We start from the raw sequence: 25,562 nt of genomic DNA on the forward strand, positions 1-25,562 counted from the left end.
TTGATTGTTTATGCACACGTTTTTTCAAGAACTAAAGCAGGGTAGCCAGGCTTTAGGTTTAGTGCTGTCTGATGAAGCTTTAAATTTATTACTTAAGTACCAGGATGCTTTGGTACTTTGGAATAAAGCATACAATTTGACCGCGATTCGTGATCCTAAGGAGATGCTGGTCAAGCATCTGCTTGATAGTCTGAGCATCTTGAAAGATCTGCCAGCAGGTCGTCTGCTGGATATTGGCACAGGTGGCGGTATGCCGGGTATGATTATTGCGCTTTGTCAGCCGGAGCGTGAATGTGTGCTACTCGATTCAAACGGTAAGAAAATCCGTTTCCTGAAGCAGTTTATTGCTGATTTAAAATTAAAAAATGTCATCGCGGTACAAACCCGTGTAGAAAATGAAGACAGTATCAATGAGCTGGGCCAGTTTGATGTGATTACCAGTCGTGCATTTGCCTCATTGACTGACTTTGTCAATGCCTCTCGGCCGTATATGCATGAGCAAAGTATTATTGCCTCTATGAAAGGCTTGATTCCTGCCGATGAAGTGGATGCATTAAAAGATGAGTTTAGCTGTCAGGTTATTGAGCTGAAAGTTCCGCGTTTAGACGAACAGCGTCATTTACTTTTATTAAAACATATTTGATATTTTCAAAGGATTGGGGTCAACATGGCACAAATTATTGCGATTGCAAACCAAAAGGGTGGTGTCGGTAAAACCACAACCGCAGTAAATTTGGCGGCATCCTTAGCTGTGTTAAAAAAACGTGTTTTACTGGTGGATATGGATTCACAGGGAAACGCGACCATGGGCTCAGGCATTCAAAAGAATGACCTGCTGTATTCGATTACGGACGTATTGCTGGGTGAAGTGCCGATTGAAACCGCTATTACCAAGGCGGAAGTCGGTTATAAGGTTTTAGGTGCCAACCGTGACCTGGCCGGGGTAGAGCTGGCGATTGCGGAGCAAAAAGGGCGCGAGTTCATTTTGCGCGAAGCATTGCAGGAAGTCGAATCTGCATTCGACTATATTATTGTGGACTGTGCTCCAAGTTTGAGTCTGATTACTGTCAATGCTCTGGCTGCAGTCGATGGCGTGATTATTCCAATGCAGTGTGAGTACTATGCGCTGGAGGGGTTGGCAGATCTGACCCAGACCATTGATCGGATCCAGCAGGCGCTGAATCCGGAACTCCAAATCGTGGGTGTGTTACGTACCATGTATGATGCACGTAATGCCCTGACTCGTGATGTTTCTGAAGAACTCGAACAATATTTTGGGCAAAAGCTGTATGACACCGTGATCCCGCGTAATGTCCGTCTGGCAGAAGCTCCGGCACACGGTTTGCCGGTGATTTATTTCGAGAAAAGTTCAAAGGGTGCAGTTGCTTATTTAAATCTGGCGGCTGAAGTATTAAAGAAAAGCAGAGTGAAAAAAGGAAGTAAAGCATGACCGTCAAGAAACGTGGACTCGCCAAAGGTCGTGGTTTGGATGCCTTGCTGGGATCAATTCAAAAAGAAAAATTACAACTTGAAGCTCAAGGCCTCGATCATGGCCAGTTGAAACAGATTGATGTAAATTTGCTTAAACGTGGTGAATATCAGCCTCGCCGTCATATTAAAGAACAGGATTTGCAGGAGCTGGCCGCCTCGATTGAAAAGCATGGCATCATGCAGCCTATCGTGATTCGTCCGGTCGATGATGAACGTTATCCATATGAAATTATTGCGGGCGAACGTCGCTGGCGTGCGGCGCAACTGGCGGGCCTGACAGAGATTCCGGCAATTGTCCGTAATCTGAATGATCAGGTGGCGATTGCACTGGCCCTGATTGAAAATATCCAGCGTCAGGATCTGAATCCGATTGATCAGGCAATGGCCTTGCAGCGCTTCCATGATGAGTTTGGTCTGAGTCATCAGGAAATTGCCGATACGGTCGGTAAAGCACGTACCACCGTCAGTAACCTGCTGCGCCTGTTGACCTTGGCAGAAGAAGTCAAGGACTTTATGCAGCAGGGCTTGCTGGATATGGGGCATGCGCGTGCCATCCTGACCTTAAAAACCAAAGATCAGCTGAAAGTCGCCGATATGGTGATTGAAAAGAGTTTGTCGGTACGTCAGACTGAACAGCTGGTGCGTGATTTCAATATGCCTAAAACAGAAAAGCAGAAAGCGGCAATCGCACCGGATATTCAGCAATTAAGCCAGCGTTTATCTGAACGTTTCAGTGCAGACGTTAAAATTGACTATAACCGCCAAGGTAAAGGAAAATTGGTGATCAGCTATCACTCTCTGGAAGAGCTGGATGGTATTCTTGCAATTTTGGGTGATGAATAAATAATTTATAATTTGTTTTTATTGGGGAATAAATCAGATGTGGGAATTGGTCAAAGCAGGCGGTTGGCTTATGCTGCCGCTGGTATTGTGTTCGATTTTTATGGTCGCAATTTCGGTCGAGCGGCTCATTCGCTTAAAAAAGAGTCTGGTACTGCCAAGCTCACTTCTGATAGGTCCGACACAGGGGGCAGATGAGGCCATCGAAAAGCTGCAGCAGAGTGCGACCTTAAAAAGCAGCGCATTGGGGCGGATCTTTAGTGTCGGTGCAGAGGCACGCGATCAGTCCGAGCAGTATGCCCGCGCGCAGATGGAAGCGATGGCATCTCAGGAAATCACCTATTTAGAAAAAAATATCAATTTTCTGGGGACTTTAAGCGCAGTAGCTCCGTTGCTGGGTTTGCTCGGAACCGTGATCGGAATTATTGAATCCTTTCTGATGATTGATATTGGCACAAACAGTGATCCGGTGCTGATGATGCCGGGAATTTCCAAAGCCTTGATCACCACAGCAGCTGGGATGTTGATTGCAGTTCCTGCGGTGTTTGCACATCGTTATTTTCAGCGTCTGGTACAGGAATATGTCGCAGAACTTGAACAGCAGGCGACCTTGTTTCATGCTAGCTTGTTCTACCGCCATGCTTCGGATGTCAAAGAACACATCAAGAAAGCAGGTTAGGAGCAGGCGATGAAATTTAAACGCAATCAGGTCGAGGATGTGCATATCAATCTCACGCCGATGATTGACTGTCTGCTGTTTATTCTGGTGTTTTTATTGCTGTCTACCACGTTTAACCAGATGAGCCGGATGAACCTGACCTTGCCTGATGCACAGGGGGTGCCACCGAAAAATTTTGATCAGAAAATTGAAGTGATTGTAGATGCCAATGGTCACTATGCGGTCAACGGTCAGTCTATAGCGAGTAAAGAAGCGGCTGATCTTAATACCGCAATTAAACAGATTTCGAATGAGCGCCGTGATTTAATGTTTGTGATTGCAGCGGATGCAAAAGCAAGTCATCAGGATGTTATTCGTGTCATGGATGTAGCAGGGCAGCTTGGCTTTGTGAATGTCAATATCAGTACGAAAGTACCAACTCGAGGTTATTAGTGAAGCACGATTTCAAGGTCTATCTTCGCCTGCTAAGTTATTTAAAGCCCTTCTGGGGAATAGCACTGCTTGTTCTTCTGGGTTTTACCATTAATGCGGCAACAGAGGTTTCTGTCGCCAAATTACTGGAACATATTATTGAGGCGATTGAAAATCGAGATCAGGGCTTTACTTCACTTTTCCCTTTCCTGGTTGTCATATTGATGTTCTTCCGTGGTCTGGGGCTGTTTCTGGGTGGCTATTATACGGCGGTCATTTCCCGTAATCTGGTGTTTAATATCCGGCAGGAAGTGTTTGCGAAATTATTGCGTTTACCCGCACAATATTTTCTCGACAATACCAGCGGCCATATTACGGCTAAAATCATGTATAACGTCGAGCAGCTCACAGGAGCCTCAACGGAAGCACTCAGAACCATCATACAGCAAGGTTTGATCACCATTGCCTTGTTGGGCTATCTCCTATATAGCAACTGGCGTTTGACCTTATGTATTCTGGTTTTTGGACCAGTCATCGGCTTGATTATTCGTCAGGCGGCCAAACGCATGCGCCGGCTTTCTCAGCAGGTGCAGGACACGATGGGTGATGTCAACCATGTGGTGCAGGAAACGGTCAATGCCAATCTGGTTGTAAAAGGTTTTGGTGGTCAGAGTTATGAGCAGGAACGTTTTCGCTATAATTCGATGGAAAACCTGCGCCGTGGTTTGAAAATGGTTGCGGTACAGCAGCTGAACAGTCCGGTTGTACAGCTGATCATGTCTATTTCCCTCAGCATTGTGATGTTTATTGCCTTGCGCCCAGAGATCCTACGCGACACTTCTGCGGGTGAATTTGTGGCTTATATTACCGCTGCCGGCATGCTGGCCAGACCAATCAAAGCCTTGACAGATGTAAATGAGAAAATTCAGCGCGGTATGGCAGCAGCACATTCAGTCTTTGACCTTCTAGATATGCCGGAAGAGCAGAATAGCGGAACGCTGACCGATTCATTAAAAGGCGAGATCCAGTTTGAAAAGGTCAATCTGATCTATGCGGATGGCCATCATGCAATTCATGATTTCAGTCTGAAAGTTAAAGCAGGTGAAACCGTAGCGCTGGTCGGGCGTTCTGGTGCCGGTAAAACCTCGCTGGTCAATCTGCTGGTCCGTTATCAGGAAGTGAGCTCGGGGCAGATTTTACTGGATCAAAAACTGATTACTGATTTTGAGCTCACCGCTTTACGCACCCAGATTGCGATGGTGAACCAGCAAGTCGTGCTGTTTAACCGTACTGTACGTGAAAATATTGCCTATGGTCAGCTGGAAAATGCCACGGATGCAGAAGTGATTGCAGCGGCTAAAGCGGCTTATGCACATGATTTTATTAGGGCTTTACCGCAGGGCTATGATACCCCTTTGGGTGCTCAAGGCTTGAACTTGTCTGGCGGACAGCGTCAACGTATTGCGATTGCCCGGGCAATCTTGAAAGATGCACCGATTCTGATTCTGGATGAAGCCACGAGTGCGCTGGATAATGAATCTGAATATTATATTCAGCGTGCTTTTGATCAGGCCATGCAAGGTCGTACGACTATTGTGATTGCTCACCGCCTCTCCACGATTGAAAATGCAGACCGGATTGTGGTGATGGATCAGGGACGTATTGTCGAGCAGGGCAGCCATGCCGAACTGATCGCGTGTCAAGGAGCGTATTATCAGCTGCATCAACGTAACTTCGAGGAGTCTTAAGTCATGGCTTTGGCACAGATCATTCAGGATGCTTGGAATGCACAGGCAAAGTGGCTGGTGGTGCTGCGTCCCTTGTCATGGCTCTATCGTCTGGGTTTTGTGAGCAATCAGTGGCTTTACCGCAAAGGAATCAAGACCAGTTATACGGCTCCTGTCCCGGTTATGGTGATTGGCAATATTACAGTAGGAGGGAGTGGTAAAACTCCTTTACTGATTCACTTGGTAGAGTATTTAACGCAAAAAGGTGTGCGGGTCGGGGTGATTAGCCGGGGCTATGGCGGGAAAGGTGCTTTTCCTGCTTATGTCGATTTAAATACTGCACCAGAGGTGGTGGGAGATGAACCTGCCTTGATTGTTCAGGCGACCGGTGTGCCGATGGCCGTAGGGCCTAATCGGCAGAAAAGTATTGAGCTTTTACTGGAAAAGCATGCGCTGGATCTGGTGATCTGCGATGATGGTTTACAGCACTGGGCTTTAAATCGTCAGATTGAGTGGATTGTGCTGGACAATAATCGCGGTCTGGGCAACCAGAAGCTCTTGCCAGAAGGTTATCTGCGTGAACCGGTGACGCGGCTGGAGACGGGTACCATCATTGAACATGCCGCCAATCCGACCTCTTCTTTACATATGCATCTGGCTGCATCACAGCCTTATCTATTGAATCAGGACAGTAGTAAAAGCTTTGATCCTGAAACTAATTTTTATGCCGTGGTCGGTATTGGTTTTCCACAACGTTTTTATCAGACGCTAAAAAGCCTTGGTTTGCAGCAGTTCCAGTGCCATGAATTTCCAGATCATCATGATTATGCAATTGAAGATCTGCAATTTGAAGATAATCATCCCATCATTACCACTGAAAAAGATGCGGTCAAAATGATGACATTGCTCCAGAAATACCCAGATTATCAGCGTGAAATCTGGGTGGTGCCGGTAAATGCGGTCTTGTCTGATGCCTGTTATTCGGTATTACAACAGCAATTGCTCCAACAGGGTATTTCCATTTCCTAAGGTTTATTTTCGATGAAACATATAGTCATTCCTGCACGATTTTCGAGTTCACGTTTACCTGGTAAACCTTTGCTGAATATTCATGGACGTCCCATGATTCTGCGTGTGGTCGATCAGGCTAAAAAAGTGCAAGGTTTTGACGATCTGTGTGTGGCGACCGATGATCAACGTATTGCAGAAGTCTGCCAAGCCGAAGGTGTGGATGTGGTGCTGACTTCAGCTGATCATCCTTCCGGTACGGACCGTTTAAGCGAAGTGGCTCGAATCAAGGGTTGGGCGAGTGATGACATCATTGTAAACGTGCAGGGCGATGAACCTTTACTGCCGGCACAACTGGTGAAGCAGGTGGCGCAGTTGTTAGAAGATCAGCCTGAATCTTCCATGTCGACGCTATGTGAGCCTATTTATCAGCTAGCAGAATTTAAGCGTGACAGCATTGTTAAAGTGGTGATGTCAAAACACAATCAAGCACTGTATTTTAGCCGTGCCACCATTCCTTATGACCGTGAGGGAGCCAAGCTGGCTGAACCAAAGCTGCATGATCAGGCCTATCGTCATTTAGGCCTATATGCCTATCGGGTCAAACTGTTGCAAGAATATGTGACCTGGGAAATGGGTGTGCTAGAGAAACTGGAATCTCTAGAACAATTACGGGTGCTGGAAAATGGCCATCATATTGCCATTGCGGTGGCTGAAGCCAGCTTGCCGCCAGGGGTAGATACCCAGGAAGATCTGGATCGATTGAATCAGATGGATCTTTCCCATTTTGCCTAAGAAGAGTCAAATACATGCCTTTTGATGTCAAAGCACAGATTTATCCATGGCAGCAACAGGTTTGGGAAACGTTGACTGGCCGTTTTCCCAAACTGGGGCATGGGTTATTATTTTATGGAAAAAAAGGTTGCGGTAAAGAAGCTTTTAGCCAGCAGTTTTTGGCTTGGATATTGTGCCTGAATCGTCAGCCTGCCGGGGCCTGTGGTGAATGCGGCAGCTGTCAGTGGCTCAAAGCCGATACCCATCCGAATTATGTGCACATCAGCACGGATGAAGACAATAAAAAACAGAACGCCAAAATCAGGATTGAAAAAATCCGCGATCTTTTGCCTTTTGTGCAACAGACCGTAGATGGCTGGCGGGTTATTGTGATTGAACCGGCAGAAGCCCTGAATATTGCCTCTTCAAATGCTTTATTAAAAACTCTGGAAGAGCCGGGTGAAAATATTGTCATTATCCTGCTCGCCGATCATTATCTGAAATTACCGGCCACAATCCGGAGTCGCCTGCAACACTTTGCTTTGGACCGGATTTCAGCTGAGCAGTTTAGTGCGTATGTCCAGCAACAATTGCCTGACGCAGGTTCAAGCCAGCAACAGCTGCTGATGAGCCTGTCAAATCAGATGCCTTTACAGGCAGTTGAAGTGGCTCAAAGTAGCTGGTTGCCTTTACGTCAGGAATTTCTGGCAGACTGGAGCAAACTGGTCACCCAAAAAAATATGCCGATGGCAATTGCGACCAAGTGGAATAAAAGCTTGAGTTTTGGTGAATTTGGTCAAATGTTTGAATACTTGTTGTCCGATTTGATTTGTGTCAAGCTAAATCAGGCGGTAAAAAACATTGATTTGAACTTCGATGTGCTGGCCGAACAATATTCATTAGAAACACTTTTTAAGATTTATGAAGATTTTCAGCAAGCCAAGCGATATCTCGAGCAGAACGTACAAAGTAATCTGGTACTCGATGAATTGTGTATCAAACTGATGAATCTTTAATTAAGGGGAAACGATATGCAACCACGTATGGGCGGGATTATTCATGCCAATATAGCGGATCTGGAAACGCTCTTTGCCAGTTACATGCCTTATGTGGTGGGTGGTGGACTTTTTATTCCTTCCAAGCAGCCCGTTAAACTCGGTGAGGAGGTTTTTGTATTAACCACTTTGCCTGAACAAAGCCAGAAAATTCCGTTAACCGGTAAGGTGATCTGGGTGTCCCAAAAGCAAAATGGCCTCAAACCACAAGGCTTCGGGATCCAGTTGACAGGTGAAAAAGGCGTTTTTTTCAAAAATGAAGCAGAACGTCTGGTTGCAGGTCTTAAATCTGTAGGACGTAAAAGTTACACTATGTAGTTAATTTACCTTTGGTAGGAAACTCATTGTGTTTGTAGATACTCATTGTCATTTAACGATGCTTGATTTAACACCTTATGATGGTGATCTGGATCAGGCCCTTGCGCAGGCTCGTGAAGCAGGTGTATCAAAGTTCATGAGTATCTCGGTCGATCTGGATGATCATATCGAGCTGGCCAAGATTGCGGCGCGTCATGCAGATGTCGGTTATACCGTCGGCGTTCATCCTTGTGAAGAGGCTGCCACTATGGCGCGTGCCACCACAGAATATCTGGTGGAGCTGGCGCAGCCTGAAAAAGTCTGGGCAATTGGTGAGACTGGCCTGGATTATTATCATAGTACCGACTTCATTTCTGAACAGAAAGACTGTTTTGCCCGTCATATTCATGCTTCACAAATCGTGAAAAAACCGGTGGTGGTACATACCCGCGCGGCCAAGCACGATACAGTTGACATCATTCGTGCAGAAAAATCTACACATGGCATTTTGCACTGTTTTACCGAAGATTGGGCAACCGCCAAAGCCGTTTTAGACTGCGGTTACTATGTGTCTTTCTCCGGTATTGTTTCTTTTAAAAATGCCCAGGATCTGCGTGACGTTGCCAAACAGGTTCCGCTGGACCGAGTGCTGATTGAAACCGATAGTCCTTATCTGGCTCCGATGCCGTATCGCGGTAAATCTAATGAGCCTAAATACGTTCCTTATGTAGCCAAAGCGCTTTGCGATGTATATGATAAGTCGCTAGAAGAAATGGCTGAAATCACAAAGCAAAACTTTGAGAACCTGCTTAATTTAAAGTAAATAAAGTTAGATAAGAGACAAGAGAGTTATAGGGTGAAGATGGATCGTCAGGCTCAGTTTCGAGCAAGAGAAACCTTAATTTTTCAAGTGGCAGAGCAGCTTCTGCTGGAAAATGGTGAAGCAGGCATGACTCTGGATGCACTTGCTGCCGAGCTGGATCTGGCCAAAGGGACACTCTATAAACACTTTCAAAGTAAAGATGAACTGTACATGCTGCTGATTATCCGTAATGAGCGCATGTTGCTGGAAATGATCCAGGACAGTGACAAGGCTTTTCCTGAACATCTGGCTTTCTTTATGCTGCACCATTTACATCATCCTGAACGTACCGTGCTGTTTCACCAGATTGAAGAACGACTTTCAACAACGGGTGTGGGAATTCAGCATCTGTTTAGCGAACTTTATCAGGTGCGTAAACAACGTTTACGTCTGATTATCCGTATGACTGAAACTTATCTGGCTTCCATCAATAGCAGTATGTCGGTACGTGATTATCTGGCCTCAATCTGGTCACTGACTTATGGTGCGGCAGCGATTCTGAATTCCAGCTTCTATCAGCGTTATCTGGGTTCACGAGATACTTTGCGGGTCGCTTATATTGATCAGGCTCTGGCCTTGCCCAAACACGTGCATTCAGTCGGGCAATTGGTCTAAGGCTTGGGTATGACCAGTTCTCCTTATCACATCCGTGGATTTACCTTAGTAGAACTAATGGTCGTCATTGTGATTATGGGAATTATGGCCTCACTGGTTTTGATAAATACAGGCGGGGTCGAGCAGCGTAAAGCCATGCAGGCGAGGGAAGTTCTGCTGCTGGACCTACAGCGTATTTTAAGAGAAGCCAATGATCAGTCACGTATATTGGCATTGACTATTCAGCCTGCGACAGATGTGACGCCGTTTCGTTATGCGGTCACGGAATATCGACCACAGACCCAGTCCACGATCAATGCACAAAAATGGCAGAATTATGCAGAATTTAAGCTGCGTAATTTACCGGAGCAGGTGTCTTTTCAGGTGCAGTCTCTGGAACAGCGTTATACAAATGCTCAGAACCCTGACCTGACTCAGGCAGATACGCCCAAGCTGATCTGGCTGGGCAATGGTGAAGTGAAACCGGTACGTATCCAGTTTTTTCTGGAAAACCGTGAAGTAGGCCATCCAATAGAAATTGATCATCTGGGTAAAATCAATGCCGGCTAAAGATTTAATGCATGAGGCTGTATTGAACCGAGTGCCGAAACAAGACCTTGCGGACGCTCACTTCACAAGCACCGTTTCCAAAATGATTTGCAAAACAGGTGCTCTTCGCTCAAAGAAGAGCCGATTTCAGTCTGTTTCAGGTTTTACCTTGCTAGAAGTTATGGTGGCTTTAGCTATCTTTGCTACAGCGGCCATGACCCTGACCAAAGTGGCGATGCAATATACCCAGTCTACTGCCCATGCAGTACTTAGAACTAAAGCCCAATTTGTTGCATTGAATGAAGCGGCACAAATGGAAATCAATCAGGAGTGGCTGAGTGGAACATCTTCAAGGCAACTCATCCAGCAGGACGAAACCTGGCAGATTGATAAACGGAGCGAGCAGACCATTAGCCCCAATGTGCAGCGGATTGAGTTACAAGTTAGTCTCATCAATACTGAAAGTGGGCAAGTGGAATCTGGTATTAGCACCCTGACATTTTTTAATCACCGTAAGAATCCAGTACCATGAAGCCTCAAGGATTTACCTTAGTTGAATTATTGGTCGCCATTACCATTTTTGCGGTGCTTTCTGCACTAGGTTGGCAGGTTTTTGATTATATTAATAAAAGCAAAGACCAGAATGCGATGCATGAATACCGTTTAAACCAGTTACAGGATACTTATCAGCAGATTTTACGTGATACGGTGCAGGCGGTACCACTGACAGCCAATATAAATGGCCAGATTCAACCTGCACTGGTTTTACAAAATGGACGTTTTAATTTTAGTAAAACAGGCGTAACTGATCCTTTGCAGGAAGGTATTTCGCCTGATGAGCGCGTGGAATACCAGTACCGTTCAGAGGAGCAAAAGCTTTACCGTTTAAAATACCGTAATCTGAACCAGACCGGACGTGATCAGCCAGAATCCAGCGTCTTGCTCAATCATGTCGAACAATTTGAAATTTTAGTGCTCAATCCGAATGAGCTGACTCAGTGGCCAGATTCTTCAGCTGATCTCAACCAGGTGGCGCAAAAACAGCGCCTGCCGAAAGGCATTAAAATCAAATTAACCGTAAATGGGGTGAATTATGAATGGATATTCAGCCTGCTAAATACAGATTTTCTGCTTGCTCCCCAAGGCCAACCATAACAAGAAATACAGATGAAGAAAACGATCGCGATTCAACAGCAGCAGGGTATAGCACTGATCACCATTCTGGTCATGGTAGCATTGGCTACAATTCTCGCGGCCACTATTGCAAAGCGCCAGACGGCCACTGCGGAAAGTACGGCTTATTTAATGCGCCAAAATCAGTCTTTAATGTATGCCAAAAGTGCAGAAGCTTTTTTTGCTGAGTTGTTGGTCGATGATGCTAAAAATGCCCCAGATGTAGACCATTTAAATGAAACCTGGGCTCAGCCCATGCCTGCTTTCCCGGTGGAAGACGGGTATGTCTCGGGGGTATTGCAAGATGAATCGGGCAAGTTCAACCTAAACAGTCTGCTTACCAAGGAAGGTAATGTTAATGAGCATGCCAAGATATGGTTTGAGAAAATTTTAAAGCGTGCCGGATTGCCTGAGCAGCTCAGTGAAGCGGTAATTGACTGGCAGGATGCTGATGATATACCTGTCGGGCCTATGGGGGCAGAGTCCAATTATTACCAGGGCCTGCTAGATGCGGCCCTGCCTCCCAACACCAAATTTCATAGTGTGGAACAGCTAAAATTGGTACGCGGCTTTGAGGAAAATAAATATCAACTGATTGCCCCGTATGTGACCGCTGCTCCACTATCGGATAGTCCGGTGAATATTAATACCGCATCAGCTTTTCTTCTGGCCAGTATGGATGAAAAGCTGGATATTCATGGCATACAGCAAGTTTTGAAAAAACGTCAGGCAAATCTGGAGCATTTTTCCAGTGTGTCAGAGCTTTGGGCCATTGAACCTTTTAGTCAGGTCAGTGCAGATAAGCGTAATCTGGTCAATAATTTATTAGGCATACAATCTCATTATTTCAAGGCCCGGATTGAAGTGATGCTGAGTGAACGCAAGCGCCAGTTCAGCAGCGATTTAGTGCGTCAGGAACAGCAGGTTCATATCGCATATCGCAGCATGGCGCCGTTTTAATTTGACAGGTTAAAAGTGCCCAAGTCATTGTTCATCTACATGATCCTTTTTTCCCATCAGCCTGAACAGCAAAATTAATCCTTCTTTATCCACTTTTGGTCTATAATCCAAAGATATTCACCTATTTTTTGACGATATTAGGGCATATGTTAATTCGTAAGTTATTTAAATTTGAAAATGCTCATATTGTGCGTAACTGCACATCGGACCGCTGCAAGCGTTCGATTCATGGTCATAGTTATAAAGTCGAGTTACTGCTAAAAGCGTCGAAATTGGATCATGGTCAGATGGTCTATGATTTTGGTTTGCTCAAAGGTGTAATTAAAGACCTTTATGATTCTTTTGATCATGCCATTTGTTTCTGGCAGCAGGACGATCCGGAGTATATTCAGGCTTGCAAGAAGTTTAGTGCACGTTGGATCTCTTTGCCTGTATCGCCCTCTGCGGAACAGTTTTCCCGTATTTTCTTCTTTCTGGCACAGCAAGTGCTGGCCTCGACCGTCACCCAGAATGGTGAAGGGGATGTCGAAGTATATTCAGTAATCGTACATGAAACGGATACTGGCTATGCACAAAGCTTCCTGGAAGATATTGAAAATGAGCAGATGGGGTTATTGACTCTAGATCAGATTGAGTTTTCAGAGCAGGTACAGGCCGAATGGACTGAGCCGCAGATGTATAATAAACTGAAACAGGGAATCGCCTTTCACAACCCGACTGTGGATTTACAGGTCAAACGCTAAAAGCGCAGGACTGACGCATACTGACATAGATTTAGGATTGAAGAATGTCTTTAAATGAACAGCAAATGGCTAAACTGAGTAAAGTTCAGTTAGATGAAAGCTGGAAATACGCTTTGAGTGATTTTTTGCTCGGTTCCAAAATGGATGCGTTAAAAGCGTTTTTAATTGAAGAGAAAAAAGCAGATAAAATTATTTATCCACCGAATCATCTGATTTTTAATGCCTTAAATATCACTCCGCTGGACCGGGTTAAAGTAGTGATTTTAGGGCAGGACCCTTATCATGGTCCGAATCAGGCGCATGGCTTAAGTTTTTCGGTGCAGAAGGGCGTACCATTGCCGCCTTCTTTACGTAATATCTTTCATGAATTGCACAATGATCTGGGGGTGGAAAGCCCTAAGCATGGCGATTTAACCCACTGGGCAGAGCAAGGGGTGCTATTGCTCAATGCTGTCCTGACCGTAGAAGCCAGTCAGCCGACTTCGCATCAAAAACGTGGGTGGGAAGAGTTTACCGATCACGTGATTGACATATTAAATGAACAGCGCGAACATATTGTCTTTATCCTTTGGGGCGCATACGCACAGCGTAAAGGACAGCGCATTGACCAGAATAAACATCTCGTATTAAAGGCTGCTCATCCTTCGCCTTTAGCCGCAAACCGGGGTGGTTTCTTTGGTTGCAAAGTGTTTTCAAAAACAAATAATTATCTTAAACAACATGGCATTGAGCCTATAGATTGGCAGCTGGACGCATGACTTACTCTCCTGTAAATAAATCTTATCATCCGGATTTGATTGTTGAAGAAGCGCACAACGGGTGGCGCATTGTTCGCTTGAATCGTCCGAAATCCTTACATGCTCTCGATGAATCGATTGTGACGGCATTGCTTGAAGTTTTTCAGGATTTTTATACGGATGAAAATGTAAAAGCAATCTGGCTGGATTCTACTACGCCCAAAGCATTTTGTGCGGGTGGAGATGTGCGCAAGCTGCGTCAATTGGTCATCAATGATGAAGTAGCGACAGCCAATAAATTTTTTGAACAAGAATATGCGCTGGATCTTCTATTGCATAACTATGCAAAACCCATATTGGTATGGGGTGAAGGCTATGTTATGGGTGGTGGCCTGGGCCTGTTTATGGCCGCGCCATTCCGCTTGGTAACACCGTACTCCCGTCTGGCGATGCCAGAAATTAATATTGGTCTGTATCCGGATGTTGGTGCAACACGCTTCCTGGCGGATCGTGGCGCGATTGGCCTGTTTACTGGTTTGACCGGCTCGATTATGACAGCCGCAGGTGCTTATGGAATTGGCTGGGCAACGCATATCTGTGATGCCGCACGTGACACTGTTCTGAACAGGGTGGTGAATATTGACTGGGATCATTATCCGGCAGGCGATTTTCGAGCAATTGATGATACGCTGAACAGCATGCATCGTCCGGTAGGCCCAGGACCATTACAAAACTCACTCGATGTGATTCAAAGTGTTTGCCGTGGGCTAAACTTTGAGCATGATTATGAGTCGATTATCGGTTTAAGTGATGCGCGTAGTGACTGGTTGCGTCAGGCCAGTGAAAATCTGCAAAAAGGTTCACCGACTACGGCTGCATTGACCTGGTTATTGTGGCAATGGGGGAAGCAGGTACATTCCTGGAATGAAGTATTTGAACTGGAAACCCAGATTTCCGACTGGAAAATTCGTCATGCGGACTTTGTCGAAGGGGTGCGTGCCCGCCTGGTCGATAAAGACCTGTCACCAGAATGGAGCCAAGGAAGCGATTTAAGCCTGAAAGGAATTCTTTCAGCCAACCCGCCTGTCACGACGATTGAAAGCTGGAATGAATTGCTCAAGCATTATGGTGTGATCTGAAGCTGAATGTCTGAAACACACTATAAAGATGAAGACTGGATGCAGCTTGCCTATGAGCAGGCTGCATTGGCTGCTGAACAGGGGGAAATTCCTGTGGGTGCAGTGATTGTAAGTCAACAGCAGGTAATTGGACGTGGATTCAATGCGCCTATCTCCCTGAACGACCCTACAGCCCATGCCGAAATCGTGGCGTTACGTGAAGCCTGCCACAATCTGCAAAATTATCGCCTGCCCGATGATGCTGTACTCTATGTAACCTTGGAGCCTTGCACCATGTGTGTAGGGGCATTGGTACATGCACGCGTATCTCGGGTGGTGTTCGGAACGACCGAGCCGAAAGCTGGTTCTTTGGTCAGTGCCCGCAAGCTTTTTGAAACTGGGTATTATAACCATGTCTTTTCCTTTGAAGCAGGCTGTATGCAGCAGCAATGCTCCGAACAGCTGAGCATTTTTTTTAAGCAGCGCCGCGAACAGAAGCGTGAGCTCAAGCGACAAGAAAAGTTACGCAATACCCAAAAATAAATGAATATTATCCGCTAGAATTTTCTCACCTTAAAACAAGTCATACACAGGAAAAATAATGAACTCTATTCAAGTCAAAAAGGAATTTCCCGCATCTGTTGCTCAGGTTTTTGATCTGCTGTCCAAACATGCAACTTATAATATTGCCTTTGCGCCATTACAGGTCAAGCGTATTAAGGATTCTGCTGATGCTGAACGCCCCGATGGAGTGGGTTCGGTGCGGAGCATGGGAATCGGTCCAATCAAACCGTTAAAGGAACAGATTACTTTACTCGAAGAAAATCAGCGAATTGAATATAAAATTGTTAAAAATCCTCTGATCAAGCATCATTTGGGTATTATTGAGTTTGAGGAAAAAGAGGCGGATAAAACCTTGGTGACTTATACTATCGAATTGCAGACGCGTGTTCCTTTGACCAGTAAATTGATCCTTGCACAGTTAAAAACTGGGATTAAACTAGGACTCGCAAAACTTGCAAAATCTGTTTAAACAACAACGGAAGCGTAATGACAGTTCAAATTATTACTATTGATGGTCCAAGTGGATCTGGTAAAGGCACCTTGGCTGCGAAACTGGCAGACCATTATCAGTTTCATCTATTGGATTCAGGTGCCTTATATCGTCTTTTAGGGCTGTCATTGCATCAACATGGCTTGCTGGAGGAAATGGATAAGCGGCTCGCAGAGTGCATACAATCTGCAACAAATTTAGATATACAGTTTGTCAGCAGTATTGCCGGGACTCAGGTGCTTTTAGAGGGCGAAGATGTTTCTCAAACGATCCGTACTGAACGGGTGGGGGAGTTTGCCTCAAAAGTAGCCGCAATTCCTGAACTTAGAGCAGCGTTGGTGGCGCGTCAACATGCTTTTGCACAGGCGCCCGGCCTGGTGGCCGATGGTCGAGATATGGCGACTGCGATTTTTCCTCAGGCACAAGCCAAAATTTATTTGACGGCATCGGCCGAATCACGTGCGCAAAGGCGCCTAAAGCAGTTGCAGGGAATGGGGCTGGATGTTAAAATAAACGACATTTTAGCTAATATTCAGGCGCGGGATAAACGAGATATGGAGCGTACAGTTGCTCCGCTCAAGCCTGCTGATGATGCGTACATTATCGATAGTTCTGATCTGAATATCGATGAAGTATTCCGGTTGATGACAACTTATGTCAATCAGCGCTTAGCCAAATAACCTATTTTTTCAGCAAATGCATAGCTTGATCAGTTTTATAAGGACTATGTAGATGCTTAATTAAACCGGCCTTGTCTGATCCAAGACCGCTGACTTTATCGGAAATATCATGACCGAATCTTTTGCAGCCCTCTTTGAAGAAAGTGAATTAAACCTCAACGTTGAAAAGGGCGCTGTCATCCAGGGCGTTGTAGTAAGCATCGACTCTGACTGGGTAACTGTTGACACTGGTCTTAAATCTGAAGGTGTTGTTGACCGTGCGGAGTTCTTAAATGAACAACGCGAACTTGAAGTTCAAGTAGGCGACACAGTTGACGTAGTTGTTGAAGCACTTGACAACGGTATGGGTCAAACAGTTCTTTCACGCGAAAAAGCTAAACGCGCTGAAACTTGGACTAAACTTGAAAAAATCTTTGAAGACGGCGAAATCGTTACTGGTGTTATCTCTGGTAAAGTTAAAGGTGGTTTCACTGTTGACATCGGTCCAGTACGTGCGTTCTTACCAGGTTCACTTGTAGACACTCGTCCTATCCGTGACACGACTCACCTTGAAGGTAAAGAGTTAGAGTTCAAGGTTATCAAGCTTGATGCTAAACGTAACAACGTTGTTGTTTCACGTCGTGCGGTTATGGAAGCTGAATCTTCAGCTGACCGTGAAGCGCTTCTTGCTCAGCTTGAAGAAGGTCAAACAGTTACTGGTACAATCAAGAACCTTACTGACTATGGTGCGTTCGTTGACCTTGGCGGTATTGACGGTCTTCTTCACATCACTGACATGGCTTGGAAACGTATCAAGCACCCATCAGAAGTTGTTGAAGTAGGTCAAGAAGTTACTGTTAAAGTACTTAAGTTTGACCGTGAGCGTAACCGCGTATCTTTAGGCCTTAAGCAATTAGGCGAAGATCCATGGTTAGCGATCATGAGCCGTTACCCTAAAGGTTCTATCGTTAAAGCTCGTGTAACTAACTTAACTGACTATGGTTGCTTCGCTGAAATCGCTGAAGGCGTTGAAGGCTTAGTACACGTTTCAGAAATGGACCACACAAACAAAAACATCCACCCATCTAAAGTTGTTCAGATCGGTGACGAAGTTGATGTGATGGTTCTTGAAGTTGATGAAGAGCGTCGTCGTATCTCTCTTGGTATTAAACAAACTCGTGCTAACCCATGGGAAGAGTTTGCTAAGAACCACGATAAAGGTGAAAAAGTTTCAGGTACGATCAAGTCAATCACTGACTTCGGTATCTTCATCGGTTTACCAGGCGGTATCGATGGCCTAGTTCACTTGTCTGACATCTCTTGGAACGAGCAAGGCGAAGAAGCTATCCGTCGCTACAAGAAAGGTGACACTGTTGAAGCGGTTATCCTGTCTGTAGATGCTGAAGGCAACCGTATCAGCCTTGGTATCAAGCAGTTGAACAGCGATCCATTCAACGATTTCTTGGCGGCTAACGAACGCGGTGCGCTGGTGAAAGGTACTGTAACTGCAGTTGACGCTAAAGGCGCTACTGTTAAGTTAGCTGACGAAGTTGAAGCAACTCTTAAAGCATCTGAAATCAATCGCGACCGTGTTGAAGATGCGACTAAATTCTTAGAAGTTGGTCAAGAAGTTGAAGCTAAGATTATCAACGTAGATCGTAAATCTCGCTCTATCAACTTGTCTATCAAAGCGAAAGATGAAGCTGAAGAGAAAGAAGCAGTTGCTAACCTGAAAACTACTGCTGTAGCTCAAGACAATGGTCCTAAGACTATTGGTGACTTGATCAAGGCGCAAATGAACAATTAATAGTAGATGATGGAATGTATTGTTAATGTAAGTTAACTGATACTTTCTATACAAATACTGTAAACGGTAGCGTAGTATTTAATTATTGCGCTACCGTTTTGTATTTAAACAGGTTATTATCTGGGAATAGATCCCAAGTAGCTTGATAATTAAAGAGGTCGCAGATGACTACTGAAGCACTTAATAAGTCTGACTTAATAGAGCGTATTGCATTAAAAAATCCACATTTGGCTGAGCCATTGGTGGAAGAAGCGGTTAAAATCATGATTGATCAAATGATTGAGGCTTTATCAGCCGACAACCGTATTGAAATCCGCGGATTTGGTAGCTTCGCACTGCATCATCGTGAGCCTCGTGTGGGTCGTAACCCAAAAACAGGTAAGTCAGTAGAAGTGGCAGCAAAAGCTGTTCCACATTTCAAGCCTGGTAAAGCCTTACGTGACGCAGTAAACGAATCGGCAATGAAGCCATAATATTTACGGGGTAGCTATGCGTTACATTCTGGTTGTTCTTTTACTGGTACTTTTTGGTTATTCATTGGCTCTTGTTTTACAAAATGGCACCGAGTTATCAGTAGACCTGCTTTTCACTCAGGTTCCAGCCATGCGTCTGGGGCTATTACTGTTACTTACTTTATCTTTAGGGGTCGTTGTTGGCTTATTATTGGGCGTGCAAGTATTCCGTGTATTTCAAACCAGTTGGGAAATTAAACGACTCCATAAAGATATTGATCATCTGCGTAAAGAACAGTTAAATACTGCGAAAATGATGGCTGCTGAGGCTGCTGCCCAGAGCCGCCATGAAAAAACAGTATTAGATATTAACCCTAATGATCGACCATCTACACCCCTTTAAATTAGTGTATGCAGTCAGAGGTCTTGACTGAATATGCAAATATATTAATTTCAGCGCCTTTAAGCTCAGCTCAAAGGCGTTTTTTATTAGGCTTTACACTATTAAAGACTATAAAAATAAAAAGCTTGGTTTGAATTTTAAATTGATTTTAAAAATATTCTTGGTCGTTTTTGGCTTAATCCGTATAATGCCTTAATTTTGTCAGTTTGAAGGGTCTCCTCATGAGTATTATTGTTGCCTTAGATGCGAAAAGTCATTATGACGCAATGACTATTGCCGGACAATTAGACCCTCAATTATGCCGTGTAAAAGTCGGTAAAGAACTATTTACCCATGAGGGCTCCTCTATTGTTAAAGCCTTACATGGTGAAGGTTTTGAAGTATTTTTAGATTTAAAATTTCACGATATTCCAAACACAACTGCACAAGCGGTATGTGCTGCTGCGGATATGGGTGTATGGATGGTGAATGTTCACGCTTCGGGTGGACGTAAAATGATGGAAACCTGTGTCGAGCGTTTAAAAGCCGGGAACTATAATACCCAGCTGATTGCAGTAACAGTATTAACCTCAATGGGGCGTGAAGATCTGGCGGATTTGGGGCTGGATATTGAGCCTTTTGAGCAGGTTAAGCGTCTTGCAAAATTAACTAAAGAGAGCGGTCTGGATGGGGTGGTATGTTCAGCTCAAGAAGCAAAAATGCTGCGTGAAAATTTAGGTGCAGAGTTTGCGTTGGTCACCCCGGGTATTCGTCCAGAAGGCTCAAGTGCTGATGACCAAAAGCGTATTTTGACACCAAAGCAGGCGATGCTAGATGGTGCTACGCATTTAGTGATTGGCCGTCCGATTACGAAATCGGAAAATCCTCGTCAGATGTTAAAAGATATTTTGCTGACTTTGTAAGTCTTGCAGCATAAAAAAGCCTTTCAACTGAAAGGCTTTTTTATGGATAAAGAAAATAGACACTAAGAAATAATGATTAGGTTTGCAATTTTCTAGTTTTTCTTTAAAAGAGCGAGAGATTTTCGCAAATGGTGATGAGTCAGAGTTTAAAACCCAGTTTAGATTGCCGCCAATACACTGACTAAAATCGGTGCCAATACCGATAACACAAAACCGCTAACCATCGCATGAGGAATAAAGTCATTGCCACATGCCTGTTTCACCATAGGTAAAGTGACATCCATCGCGGTTGCGCCGGCAGATGAAATTGCAGAACGTGGATAGCGCCATCCGATCATGTACATAAACAGAATGGCAAAAATCTCCCGGAACAGGTCATTCATCAGTGCGATACTGCCAAGCTCTGCATTTTTGAGTTCGGTTACGACCACACCGGACATTGAATAGAAACCATATCCTTGTGAGAGCATGATCAGGTCTTTTAAGGCGATGTGCGAGTTCCAGAACGAATATAAGACCACCCCCAATAATGAGCCTACAATACAGCCCACAGGAACCAGCATGATGCGCCAGTTCAGCCAGGATTTATCCAGGGGAGAATAGGCTAAGTCAAGCCCGATTAGCAGCATATAGACCAGTAATAAATGCCAGGTACTGATATGCAAGCTGTAATCATGGTGGCTGGAAAATTCAGCAATTGCATAACCCAAACCAAGTGCAATGAAGGCATAGCTGATATTGATCAGGGAGCTTAGCAATAATTCAGCAGACACCTTTCCCTGCAAGGGCGTAACACCTATAGCTTTATAGAGCGCATAGCAGCAGATAAAAGCGCCTAAAGAAGTTGCAAGCGCAATACTGAGGGAACTAGAGAGAATTAGCGATGGGCTGGTAATGCTGTGCAGCGTCTGAGAAAACTCAATTGCAATCGCAATCAATAGAATATAGGTAAAATAAGGCAATATTTTAAAAGCGAATTTTTCCAGCCACTCCGGAATTCTTTTTGCCAGAACAAAGCCGAAAAACAGACAAAACAGTAACTGAAAAATAAGCCACAAAGATTGCATACAAATAGGCAGGTAATGGAATACCTGCCTATTATGACCAAATCATGTTTAAGCTGCACGGTTTCCTGAAGATTTATTCAGCAATCTGTAAGCTGCCGGATTTGGTTTGCGGGTCTGTAACCAGTATTTCCAGGTATAGGTTGGCCAGAGGGCAAAGTTTTTACCACCATCCTGCTGATACCAGCTGACGCAGCCCGATTGCCATACTGTACCTTTTAGCTGTTCCTGAATATCGTGGTTAAACTGTTCCTGAATGTCGTCTTTTACCACAATGGCTTCACATTGTGTCCGTTTTACCAGCTGAATCAGCTGTAGAATATAATTTATCTGGGATTCGATCATAAAAATAACCGAGTTGTGCGCAAGTATGGTATTGGGACCCAGCAATTGGAACAGGTTCGGGAAACCTTTGGTGCAGATGCCGTAATAACTTTCCGCTCCCGTTTTCCAGGCATCTTTCAGTTCAAGACCATTTTGACCATAACATGCAAAGGAGTTTAGATAGATTCTTGGATCGGTAATAAAGCCAGTCCCATAAATCAGGCAGTCGATGGGACGTTCTTTCCCATCTTGGGTAATAATACTATTTTCCCTAACCTCCTGAATGCCTTCAGTAATCAGTTCAACATTTGGACGGTTGAAGGTCGGGAAGTAGGTGTTGGAAATCAGGATGCGCTTACATCCCATAATATAGTCAGGGGTCAGTTTTTTTGCAGTGGCCTTATTCTTGACCTGATAACGGATAAACGCTTCAGCCAGTTTCTGTCCATATTTCATGATCTGTGGTTGAACAATAGGTACAACCCGCGATTCATTCGACCAGTAAAGCCGCGCACGGTGAATTTTTCGGAACCAGTCAAAGCGGCTGAACAGCTTTTTATCCAGAGCCTGATAGACCCGCTCATCACGTGGAATTACCCAGGCTGCGGTACGCTGGAATACATACAGGTTTTTGACTTCAACTGCAATTTTTGGAATGTACTGAATGGCACTGCCACCGGTGCCAATTGAGGCTACATTTTTGTCAGTCAGATTGTATTCGTGATCCCAGTGGGAGGAGTGGAATACTTTACCCTTAAATTTTTCAATGCCTTTGATATGAGGAATTTGAGGTACATGCAAGGGACCCGAAGCCAAGACCATGAACTGAGCAATCACTTTACGATTATTGTTTAGTTCTAGATGCCATTCGCAGTCATTTTCCTGATAGCTTGCCGATTTTACCTCACTGTTAAACTGACAGTAGTTGTTCAGGTTATAGTTTTGAGCCAGATCCTGAATATAGGCAAAAATTTCAGGAGCTTCGGCATAACGTTTGCTCCAATCGGTCTTCGGGGCAAAGGACAGGGAATACAGATGCGACTGTACATCACATGCTGCACCGGGATACTGGTTTTCACGCCATGTTCCACCGACATCATCTGCTTTTTCAAGAATGATAAAGTCTCTGATTCCTGACTGGAGCAGGCGTATGGCCATGCCAAGGCCACCAAATCCAGCCCCTATAATTGCTATTGTGGTTTTTTGAATATTCTGTGTAGATGATGCATCTCGCATATTTTTATATTCCTGATATACATATTTTTAACCCAGCATAATAGAGTTTCTAGCGCGATAACATGATGCCGATGACATTAATATTGATATATTCGGCAATTTGCAACTGTGCCTTAATATAGTAAAAAATAAAAGACGTTCTGAATTTGAAAAACTTATGAAAAGATCAATTCTGGGTTTACTGTATATAATTCAGGGAATGCGCAAGGCAGGCGTAGATGTGGATGAGCGTTTGCAGGGTATTGGTATACATGCAGATGCTCTTGATCCTGCAGCTGTGATTCATCCTGAGCTTGAAAAAGATGTGTTCAGGGTGATTGGTGAATCTGTTGCAGCAGAGGCAGGCCTGGAAATTGGACAACATTATGCACTTGCTGGCTATGGACCTTTGCTGATGTTGCTGGTGACCAGTGATAATATCGCTACGGTGCTTAAAAAAGGCATTGAATATCAGGGTTTGACACATCTGACAGGACATTTAAGCCTGAAGCGTTCAGCGCATGCGGTGGCGTTGTGTTATCAGCCTGAAGATTTACTGACCCCCCTGGGTCAACTTCGTGCCCAATGTGAAATTTCAGGAACTTATAAGTTTATTCAGGATATTTACAGAATGATGGGATTGGCCAGGCCTGATCTAAAGGTCGAGCTGCCATTTGCCCAGCCGGAAGATCCTGATATCCAGAAAATGTACCGTGACTATTATGGTCCGCAGCTTCAGTATTCGAGTACAAGTGCTGCATTCTGGTTTGATGAAGCGGTATTGGATATCAGGATTCCTTCAGAGGATGCAGTGACTTTTGCACTCTATGAAGCTAAATGTCTGGCCGAAGTGCAGCGTTTGCATGAAGATGAAAATACACCGACTGTGGTACAGCGGGTACAAGATTATCTGGAGTTGCAAAACGGGATGATGCCGACAATGGCAGAAACTGCACAAGCCCTGAGTATTCCGGAGCGCACCTTGCGCCATCAGTTACAGCAAGTGGGGACCAGTTATAAGCAGATTCGAGAAGAGATTATTAAAGACAAAGCTTTGCGGTTGATTGAGTATAAACAGTATTCCATTGAAATGATTGCAGAGCTCTTGGGCTATTCTGAGCCGGCGGCTTTTAATCATGCGTTTAAGCGCTGGTTTGGGCAAAGTCCGCGACAATATGTAAAATAGCCTAAGTTTGTTTATGCCAAAGTGTTATAGCGTGATCATTGAACTTCGCTATAATTAAATTGATCCTAAATAGTACGAAATTTTATGTCCGATTTTAATTCTCAGCACAGTACCGCTTTTAATCCGATTTCTCCTGCAGAACGTTATGCGCAGGCTTTATCTTCAGGGCAGTTTATGCCGGATGATGCACAGGCCATGGCAGTACATGAATTGAACCGTGTCTGGCTGGAATTGATACAGCGTTTTAAGGCGTCTAAAAAAGCCTTCCGCCGTTTTCGTCGCCAAACTGCGCCCAAAGGGGTATATATGTGGGGCGGTGTCGGACGTGGAAAAACCTGGTTGATGGATCAGTTTTATGAGTCGATTCCATTTCGCCGCAAAACCCGCATGCACTTTCATCATTTCATGCAATATGTACATCGTGAATTAAACAAATTATCGGGCCAGCGTAATCCATTAGATTCCGTGGCCGATCAAATTTATAAAGAAGCGGTCATTATCTGTTTTGATGAGTTTTTTGTATCCAACGTTACGGATGCCATGATTCTGAGCGATTTGTTTCAGAAACTCTTTGAGCGTGGGATTACCTTGGTGGCAACTTCCAATATTGCACCGGATGGTCTATATAAAAACGGTATTCACCGTGATCGCTTTTTGCCTACGATTGAATTGGTCAAGAAAAATTGTGTGATTCTAAATGTCGATGCAGGCGTGGATTACCGTCTGCGTGTGCTAAAGCAGGCACAGCTGTTTAAATATCCATTAACGCATGAAAATAAAAACTGGATGGCTCAACGCTTTAAGGCCTTGACCCAGACCCAGGTTCAATCTCAGGAACCGATTATTATCAATAATCGTATCGTAGAAACAGTGGCACATACTGAAGACGTATTATGGTGTGAATTTTCAGAGTTGTGTCTAAAACCGCGCAGTCCTGCTGACTTTATTGAAATCTCCAATATTTATAATACTGTGCTGGTCAGTAATGTGCCGCATTTAACCGATTTCCTGAACGACGGAACCCGCCGTTTTATTTATCTGGTCGATGAATTTTATGACCGTGGAGTCAAATTGCTGCTCACCTCGGAGGATAATATCATTGATATTTACCAAGGTGAGAAGCTGGCCTTTGAAATTGAACGGACCCGTTCACGTCTACTAGAGATGCAGTCGGATGAATATCTGTGCTCAGAGCATCGCCAGATTGAAAAAATTGCCTCAAGTGAGCCTGAATAAAAGTCAAAAGTGCTGGTCTTCAACCGGCACTTTTTTTATCAGCATAAAATCTGAAAGAGTCGACAACCGCGATTAAACATGGCTTAATCTTGATCTAAATATGACCTTGTATAAAAAGAACGGACAACTTTTATTCAAAAATCTGAACTTAAGTCTAATGTCTCCATTTCAAAAACTTTATACACTGTCATTAGGGTATTTAGCAGAATGATAGATCCACGAATTAAATACGATCTTATATG

30 protein-coding genes are annotated in these 25,562 nt (G+C 44.5%); 28 read left to right on the forward strand and 2 right to left on the reverse strand.

Annotated features, from left to right (window positions below; genetic code table 11):
• The first annotated feature begins 10 nt into the window (after positions 1-10).
• The 26 genes from rsmG (at position 11) to pyrF (ending at position 20,295) form a co-directional block, all read left to right on the forward strand.
• Positions 11-643: a 16S rRNA (guanine(527)-N(7))-methyltransferase RsmG gene (gene rsmG / locus E2K74_RS06550; protein WP_151206801.1), complete on the forward strand. Its 633-nt coding sequence runs from the start codon at positions 11-13 to the stop codon at positions 641-643.
• A 24-nt stretch (positions 644-667) separates the two neighbouring features.
• Entirely contained in the window at positions 668-1,450 is a 783-nt protein-coding gene (locus E2K74_RS06555) for a ParA family protein (RefSeq protein WP_151204526.1), read from the forward strand.
• Positions 1,447-2,334 (forward strand): ParB/RepB/Spo0J family partition protein, encoded by an 888-nt coding sequence (locus tag E2K74_RS06560; protein WP_151206802.1) that lies wholly within the window; start codon positions 1,447-1,449, stop codon positions 2,332-2,334. The genes E2K74_RS06555 and E2K74_RS06560 overlap by 4 nt, the downstream gene beginning before the upstream one ends.
• 37 nt (positions 2,335-2,371) lie before the next feature.
• On the forward strand, positions 2,372-3,010 hold the full coding sequence (locus E2K74_RS06565; protein WP_151206803.1) for a MotA/TolQ/ExbB proton channel family protein: 639 nt from the start codon (positions 2,372-2,374) through the stop codon (positions 3,008-3,010).
• 9 nt (positions 3,011-3,019) lie between these two features.
• On the forward strand, positions 3,020-3,442 hold the full coding sequence (locus tag E2K74_RS06570) for an ExbD/TolR family protein (RefSeq protein WP_151205061.1): 423 nt from the start codon (positions 3,020-3,022) through the stop codon (positions 3,440-3,442).
• A complete protein-coding gene (gene msbA / locus E2K74_RS06575) occupies positions 3,442-5,169 on the forward strand; it encodes a lipid A export permease/ATP-binding protein MsbA (protein WP_151205060.1) in 1,728 nt (575 codons plus the stop codon). The genes E2K74_RS06570 and msbA overlap by 1 nt, the downstream gene beginning before the upstream one ends.
• A 3-nt stretch (positions 5,170-5,172) precedes the next feature.
• A complete protein-coding gene (gene lpxK / locus E2K74_RS06580) occupies positions 5,173-6,177 on the forward strand; it encodes a tetraacyldisaccharide 4'-kinase (protein ID WP_151205059.1) in 1,005 nt (334 codons plus the stop codon).
• Positions 6,178-6,189: 12 nt separating this feature from the next.
• Positions 6,190-6,951: a 3-deoxy-manno-octulosonate cytidylyltransferase gene (gene kdsB, locus E2K74_RS06585; RefSeq protein ID WP_151206804.1), complete on the forward strand. Its 762-nt coding sequence runs from the start codon at positions 6,190-6,192 to the stop codon at positions 6,949-6,951.
• A gap of 14 nt (positions 6,952-6,965) precedes the next feature.
• Entirely contained in the window at positions 6,966-7,946 is a 981-nt protein-coding gene (locus E2K74_RS06590) for a DNA polymerase III subunit delta' (protein ID WP_151206805.1), read from the forward strand.
• A gap of 15 nt (positions 7,947-7,961) precedes the next feature.
• The gene (locus E2K74_RS06595) at positions 7,962-8,303 is read left to right on the forward strand and encodes a PilZ domain-containing protein (RefSeq protein WP_151205056.1); all 342 of its coding nucleotides are present in this window, start codon (positions 7,962-7,964) and stop codon (positions 8,301-8,303) included.
• A gap of 28 nt (positions 8,304-8,331) precedes the next feature.
• Positions 8,332-9,105, forward strand: a complete 774-nt coding sequence (locus E2K74_RS06600; RefSeq protein ID WP_151206806.1) for a TatD family hydrolase — start codon at positions 8,332-8,334, stop codon at positions 9,103-9,105.
• Positions 9,106-9,144: 39 nt separating this feature from the next.
• The gene (locus tag E2K74_RS06605) at positions 9,145-9,759 is read left to right on the forward strand and encodes a TetR/AcrR family transcriptional regulator (protein WP_151205054.1); all 615 of its coding nucleotides are present in this window, start codon (positions 9,145-9,147) and stop codon (positions 9,757-9,759) included.
• 9 nt (positions 9,760-9,768) lie between these two features.
• A complete protein-coding gene (locus tag E2K74_RS06610) occupies positions 9,769-10,308 on the forward strand; it encodes a Tfp pilus assembly protein FimT/FimU (protein WP_151205053.1) in 540 nt (179 codons plus the stop codon).
• Positions 10,309-10,390: 82 nt separating this feature from the next.
• Complete coding sequence (gspI, locus tag E2K74_RS06615; RefSeq protein ID WP_161982781.1) at positions 10,391-10,819, forward strand: type II secretion system minor pseudopilin GspI; 429 nt, start codon at positions 10,391-10,393, stop codon at positions 10,817-10,819.
• Positions 10,816-11,442: a type II secretion system minor pseudopilin GspJ gene (gene gspJ / locus E2K74_RS06620; protein ID WP_151205052.1), complete on the forward strand. Its 627-nt coding sequence runs from the start codon at positions 10,816-10,818 to the stop codon at positions 11,440-11,442. Before gspI ends, gspJ begins: the two co-directional genes overlap by 4 nt.
• Positions 11,443-11,454: 12 nt before the next feature.
• Positions 11,455-12,420 (forward strand): type II secretion system minor pseudopilin GspK, encoded by a 966-nt coding sequence (gene gspK, locus E2K74_RS06625; protein ID WP_413773040.1) that lies wholly within the window; start codon positions 11,455-11,457, stop codon positions 12,418-12,420.
• A 146-nt stretch (positions 12,421-12,566) separates the two neighbouring features.
• Positions 12,567-13,163 (forward strand): 6-pyruvoyl trahydropterin synthase family protein, encoded by a 597-nt coding sequence (locus tag E2K74_RS06630; protein ID WP_151206807.1) that lies wholly within the window; start codon positions 12,567-12,569, stop codon positions 13,161-13,163.
• Between the two features lie 44 nt (positions 13,164-13,207).
• Positions 13,208-13,921 carry a uracil-DNA glycosylase gene (ung, locus tag E2K74_RS06635; RefSeq protein ID WP_151206808.1) on the forward strand — a complete coding sequence of 238 codons (714 nt, stop codon included), beginning with the start codon at positions 13,208-13,210 and terminating at the stop codon, positions 13,919-13,921.
• The gene (locus E2K74_RS06640; protein WP_151205049.1) at positions 13,918-15,039 is read left to right on the forward strand and encodes an enoyl-CoA hydratase/isomerase family protein; all 1,122 of its coding nucleotides are present in this window, start codon (positions 13,918-13,920) and stop codon (positions 15,037-15,039) included. The genes ung and E2K74_RS06640 overlap by 4 nt, the downstream gene beginning before the upstream one ends.
• A gap of 6 nt (positions 15,040-15,045) precedes the next feature.
• The gene (tadA, locus tag E2K74_RS06645; RefSeq protein ID WP_151206809.1) at positions 15,046-15,561 is read left to right on the forward strand and encodes a tRNA adenosine(34) deaminase TadA; all 516 of its coding nucleotides are present in this window, start codon (positions 15,046-15,048) and stop codon (positions 15,559-15,561) included.
• A 58-nt stretch (positions 15,562-15,619) separates the two neighbouring features.
• Positions 15,620-16,051 (forward strand): SRPBCC family protein, encoded by a 432-nt coding sequence (locus tag E2K74_RS06650; protein ID WP_151206810.1) that lies wholly within the window; start codon positions 15,620-15,622, stop codon positions 16,049-16,051.
• A 17-nt stretch (positions 16,052-16,068) separates the two neighbouring features.
• Complete coding sequence (cmk, locus tag E2K74_RS06655; RefSeq protein WP_151206811.1) at positions 16,069-16,752, forward strand: (d)CMP kinase; 684 nt, start codon at positions 16,069-16,071, stop codon at positions 16,750-16,752.
• Positions 16,753-16,861: 109 nt separating this feature from the next.
• The gene (gene rpsA / locus E2K74_RS06660) at positions 16,862-18,538 is read left to right on the forward strand and encodes a 30S ribosomal protein S1 (protein WP_151206812.1); all 1,677 of its coding nucleotides are present in this window, start codon (positions 16,862-16,864) and stop codon (positions 18,536-18,538) included.
• Between the two features lie 164 nt (positions 18,539-18,702).
• Positions 18,703-19,011, forward strand: a complete 309-nt coding sequence (locus E2K74_RS06665) for an integration host factor subunit beta (RefSeq protein WP_151205611.1) — start codon at positions 18,703-18,705, stop codon at positions 19,009-19,011.
• A 16-nt stretch (positions 19,012-19,027) separates the two neighbouring features.
• Positions 19,028-19,393 (forward strand): lipopolysaccharide assembly protein LapA domain-containing protein, encoded by a 366-nt coding sequence (locus tag E2K74_RS06670; protein ID WP_151206813.1) that lies wholly within the window; start codon positions 19,028-19,030, stop codon positions 19,391-19,393.
• 221 nt (positions 19,394-19,614) lie between these two features.
• The gene (gene pyrF / locus E2K74_RS06675) at positions 19,615-20,295 is read left to right on the forward strand and encodes an orotidine-5'-phosphate decarboxylase (protein ID WP_151206814.1); all 681 of its coding nucleotides are present in this window, start codon (positions 19,615-19,617) and stop codon (positions 20,293-20,295) included.
• A gap of 158 nt (positions 20,296-20,453) precedes the next feature.
• Here pyrF and E2K74_RS06680 read toward each other — a convergent pair whose 3' ends face one another.
• Together E2K74_RS06680 and E2K74_RS06685 are read right to left on the reverse strand one after the other, a co-directional pair.
• A complete protein-coding gene (locus E2K74_RS06680) occupies positions 20,454-21,362 on the reverse strand; it encodes a lysine exporter LysO family protein (protein WP_151205113.1) in 909 nt (302 codons plus the stop codon).
• A 48-nt stretch (positions 21,363-21,410) separates the two neighbouring features.
• Positions 21,411-22,919: a flavin-containing monooxygenase gene (locus E2K74_RS06685; protein WP_151206815.1), complete on the reverse strand. Its 1,509-nt coding sequence runs from the start codon at positions 22,917-22,919 to the stop codon at positions 21,411-21,413.
• 157 nt (positions 22,920-23,076) lie between these two features.
• Between E2K74_RS06685 and E2K74_RS06690 the strand changes: the two genes are divergently transcribed.
• Positions 23,077-24,084, forward strand: coding sequence for an AraC family transcriptional regulator (locus E2K74_RS06690; protein WP_151206816.1), 1,008 nt, complete (start codon positions 23,077-23,079; stop codon positions 24,082-24,084).
• A gap of 84 nt (positions 24,085-24,168) precedes the next feature.
• Positions 24,169-25,320: a cell division protein ZapE gene (zapE, locus tag E2K74_RS06695; RefSeq protein WP_151205116.1), complete on the forward strand. Its 1,152-nt coding sequence runs from the start codon at positions 24,169-24,171 to the stop codon at positions 25,318-25,320.
• Positions 25,321-25,562: the final 242 nt, after the last annotated feature.

It is taken from the genome of Acinetobacter sp. RF15B, assembly GCF_007558235.1.
In the GTDB taxonomy this organism is placed as follows: domain Bacteria; phylum Pseudomonadota; class Gammaproteobacteria; order Pseudomonadales; family Moraxellaceae; genus Acinetobacter; species Acinetobacter lwoffii_C.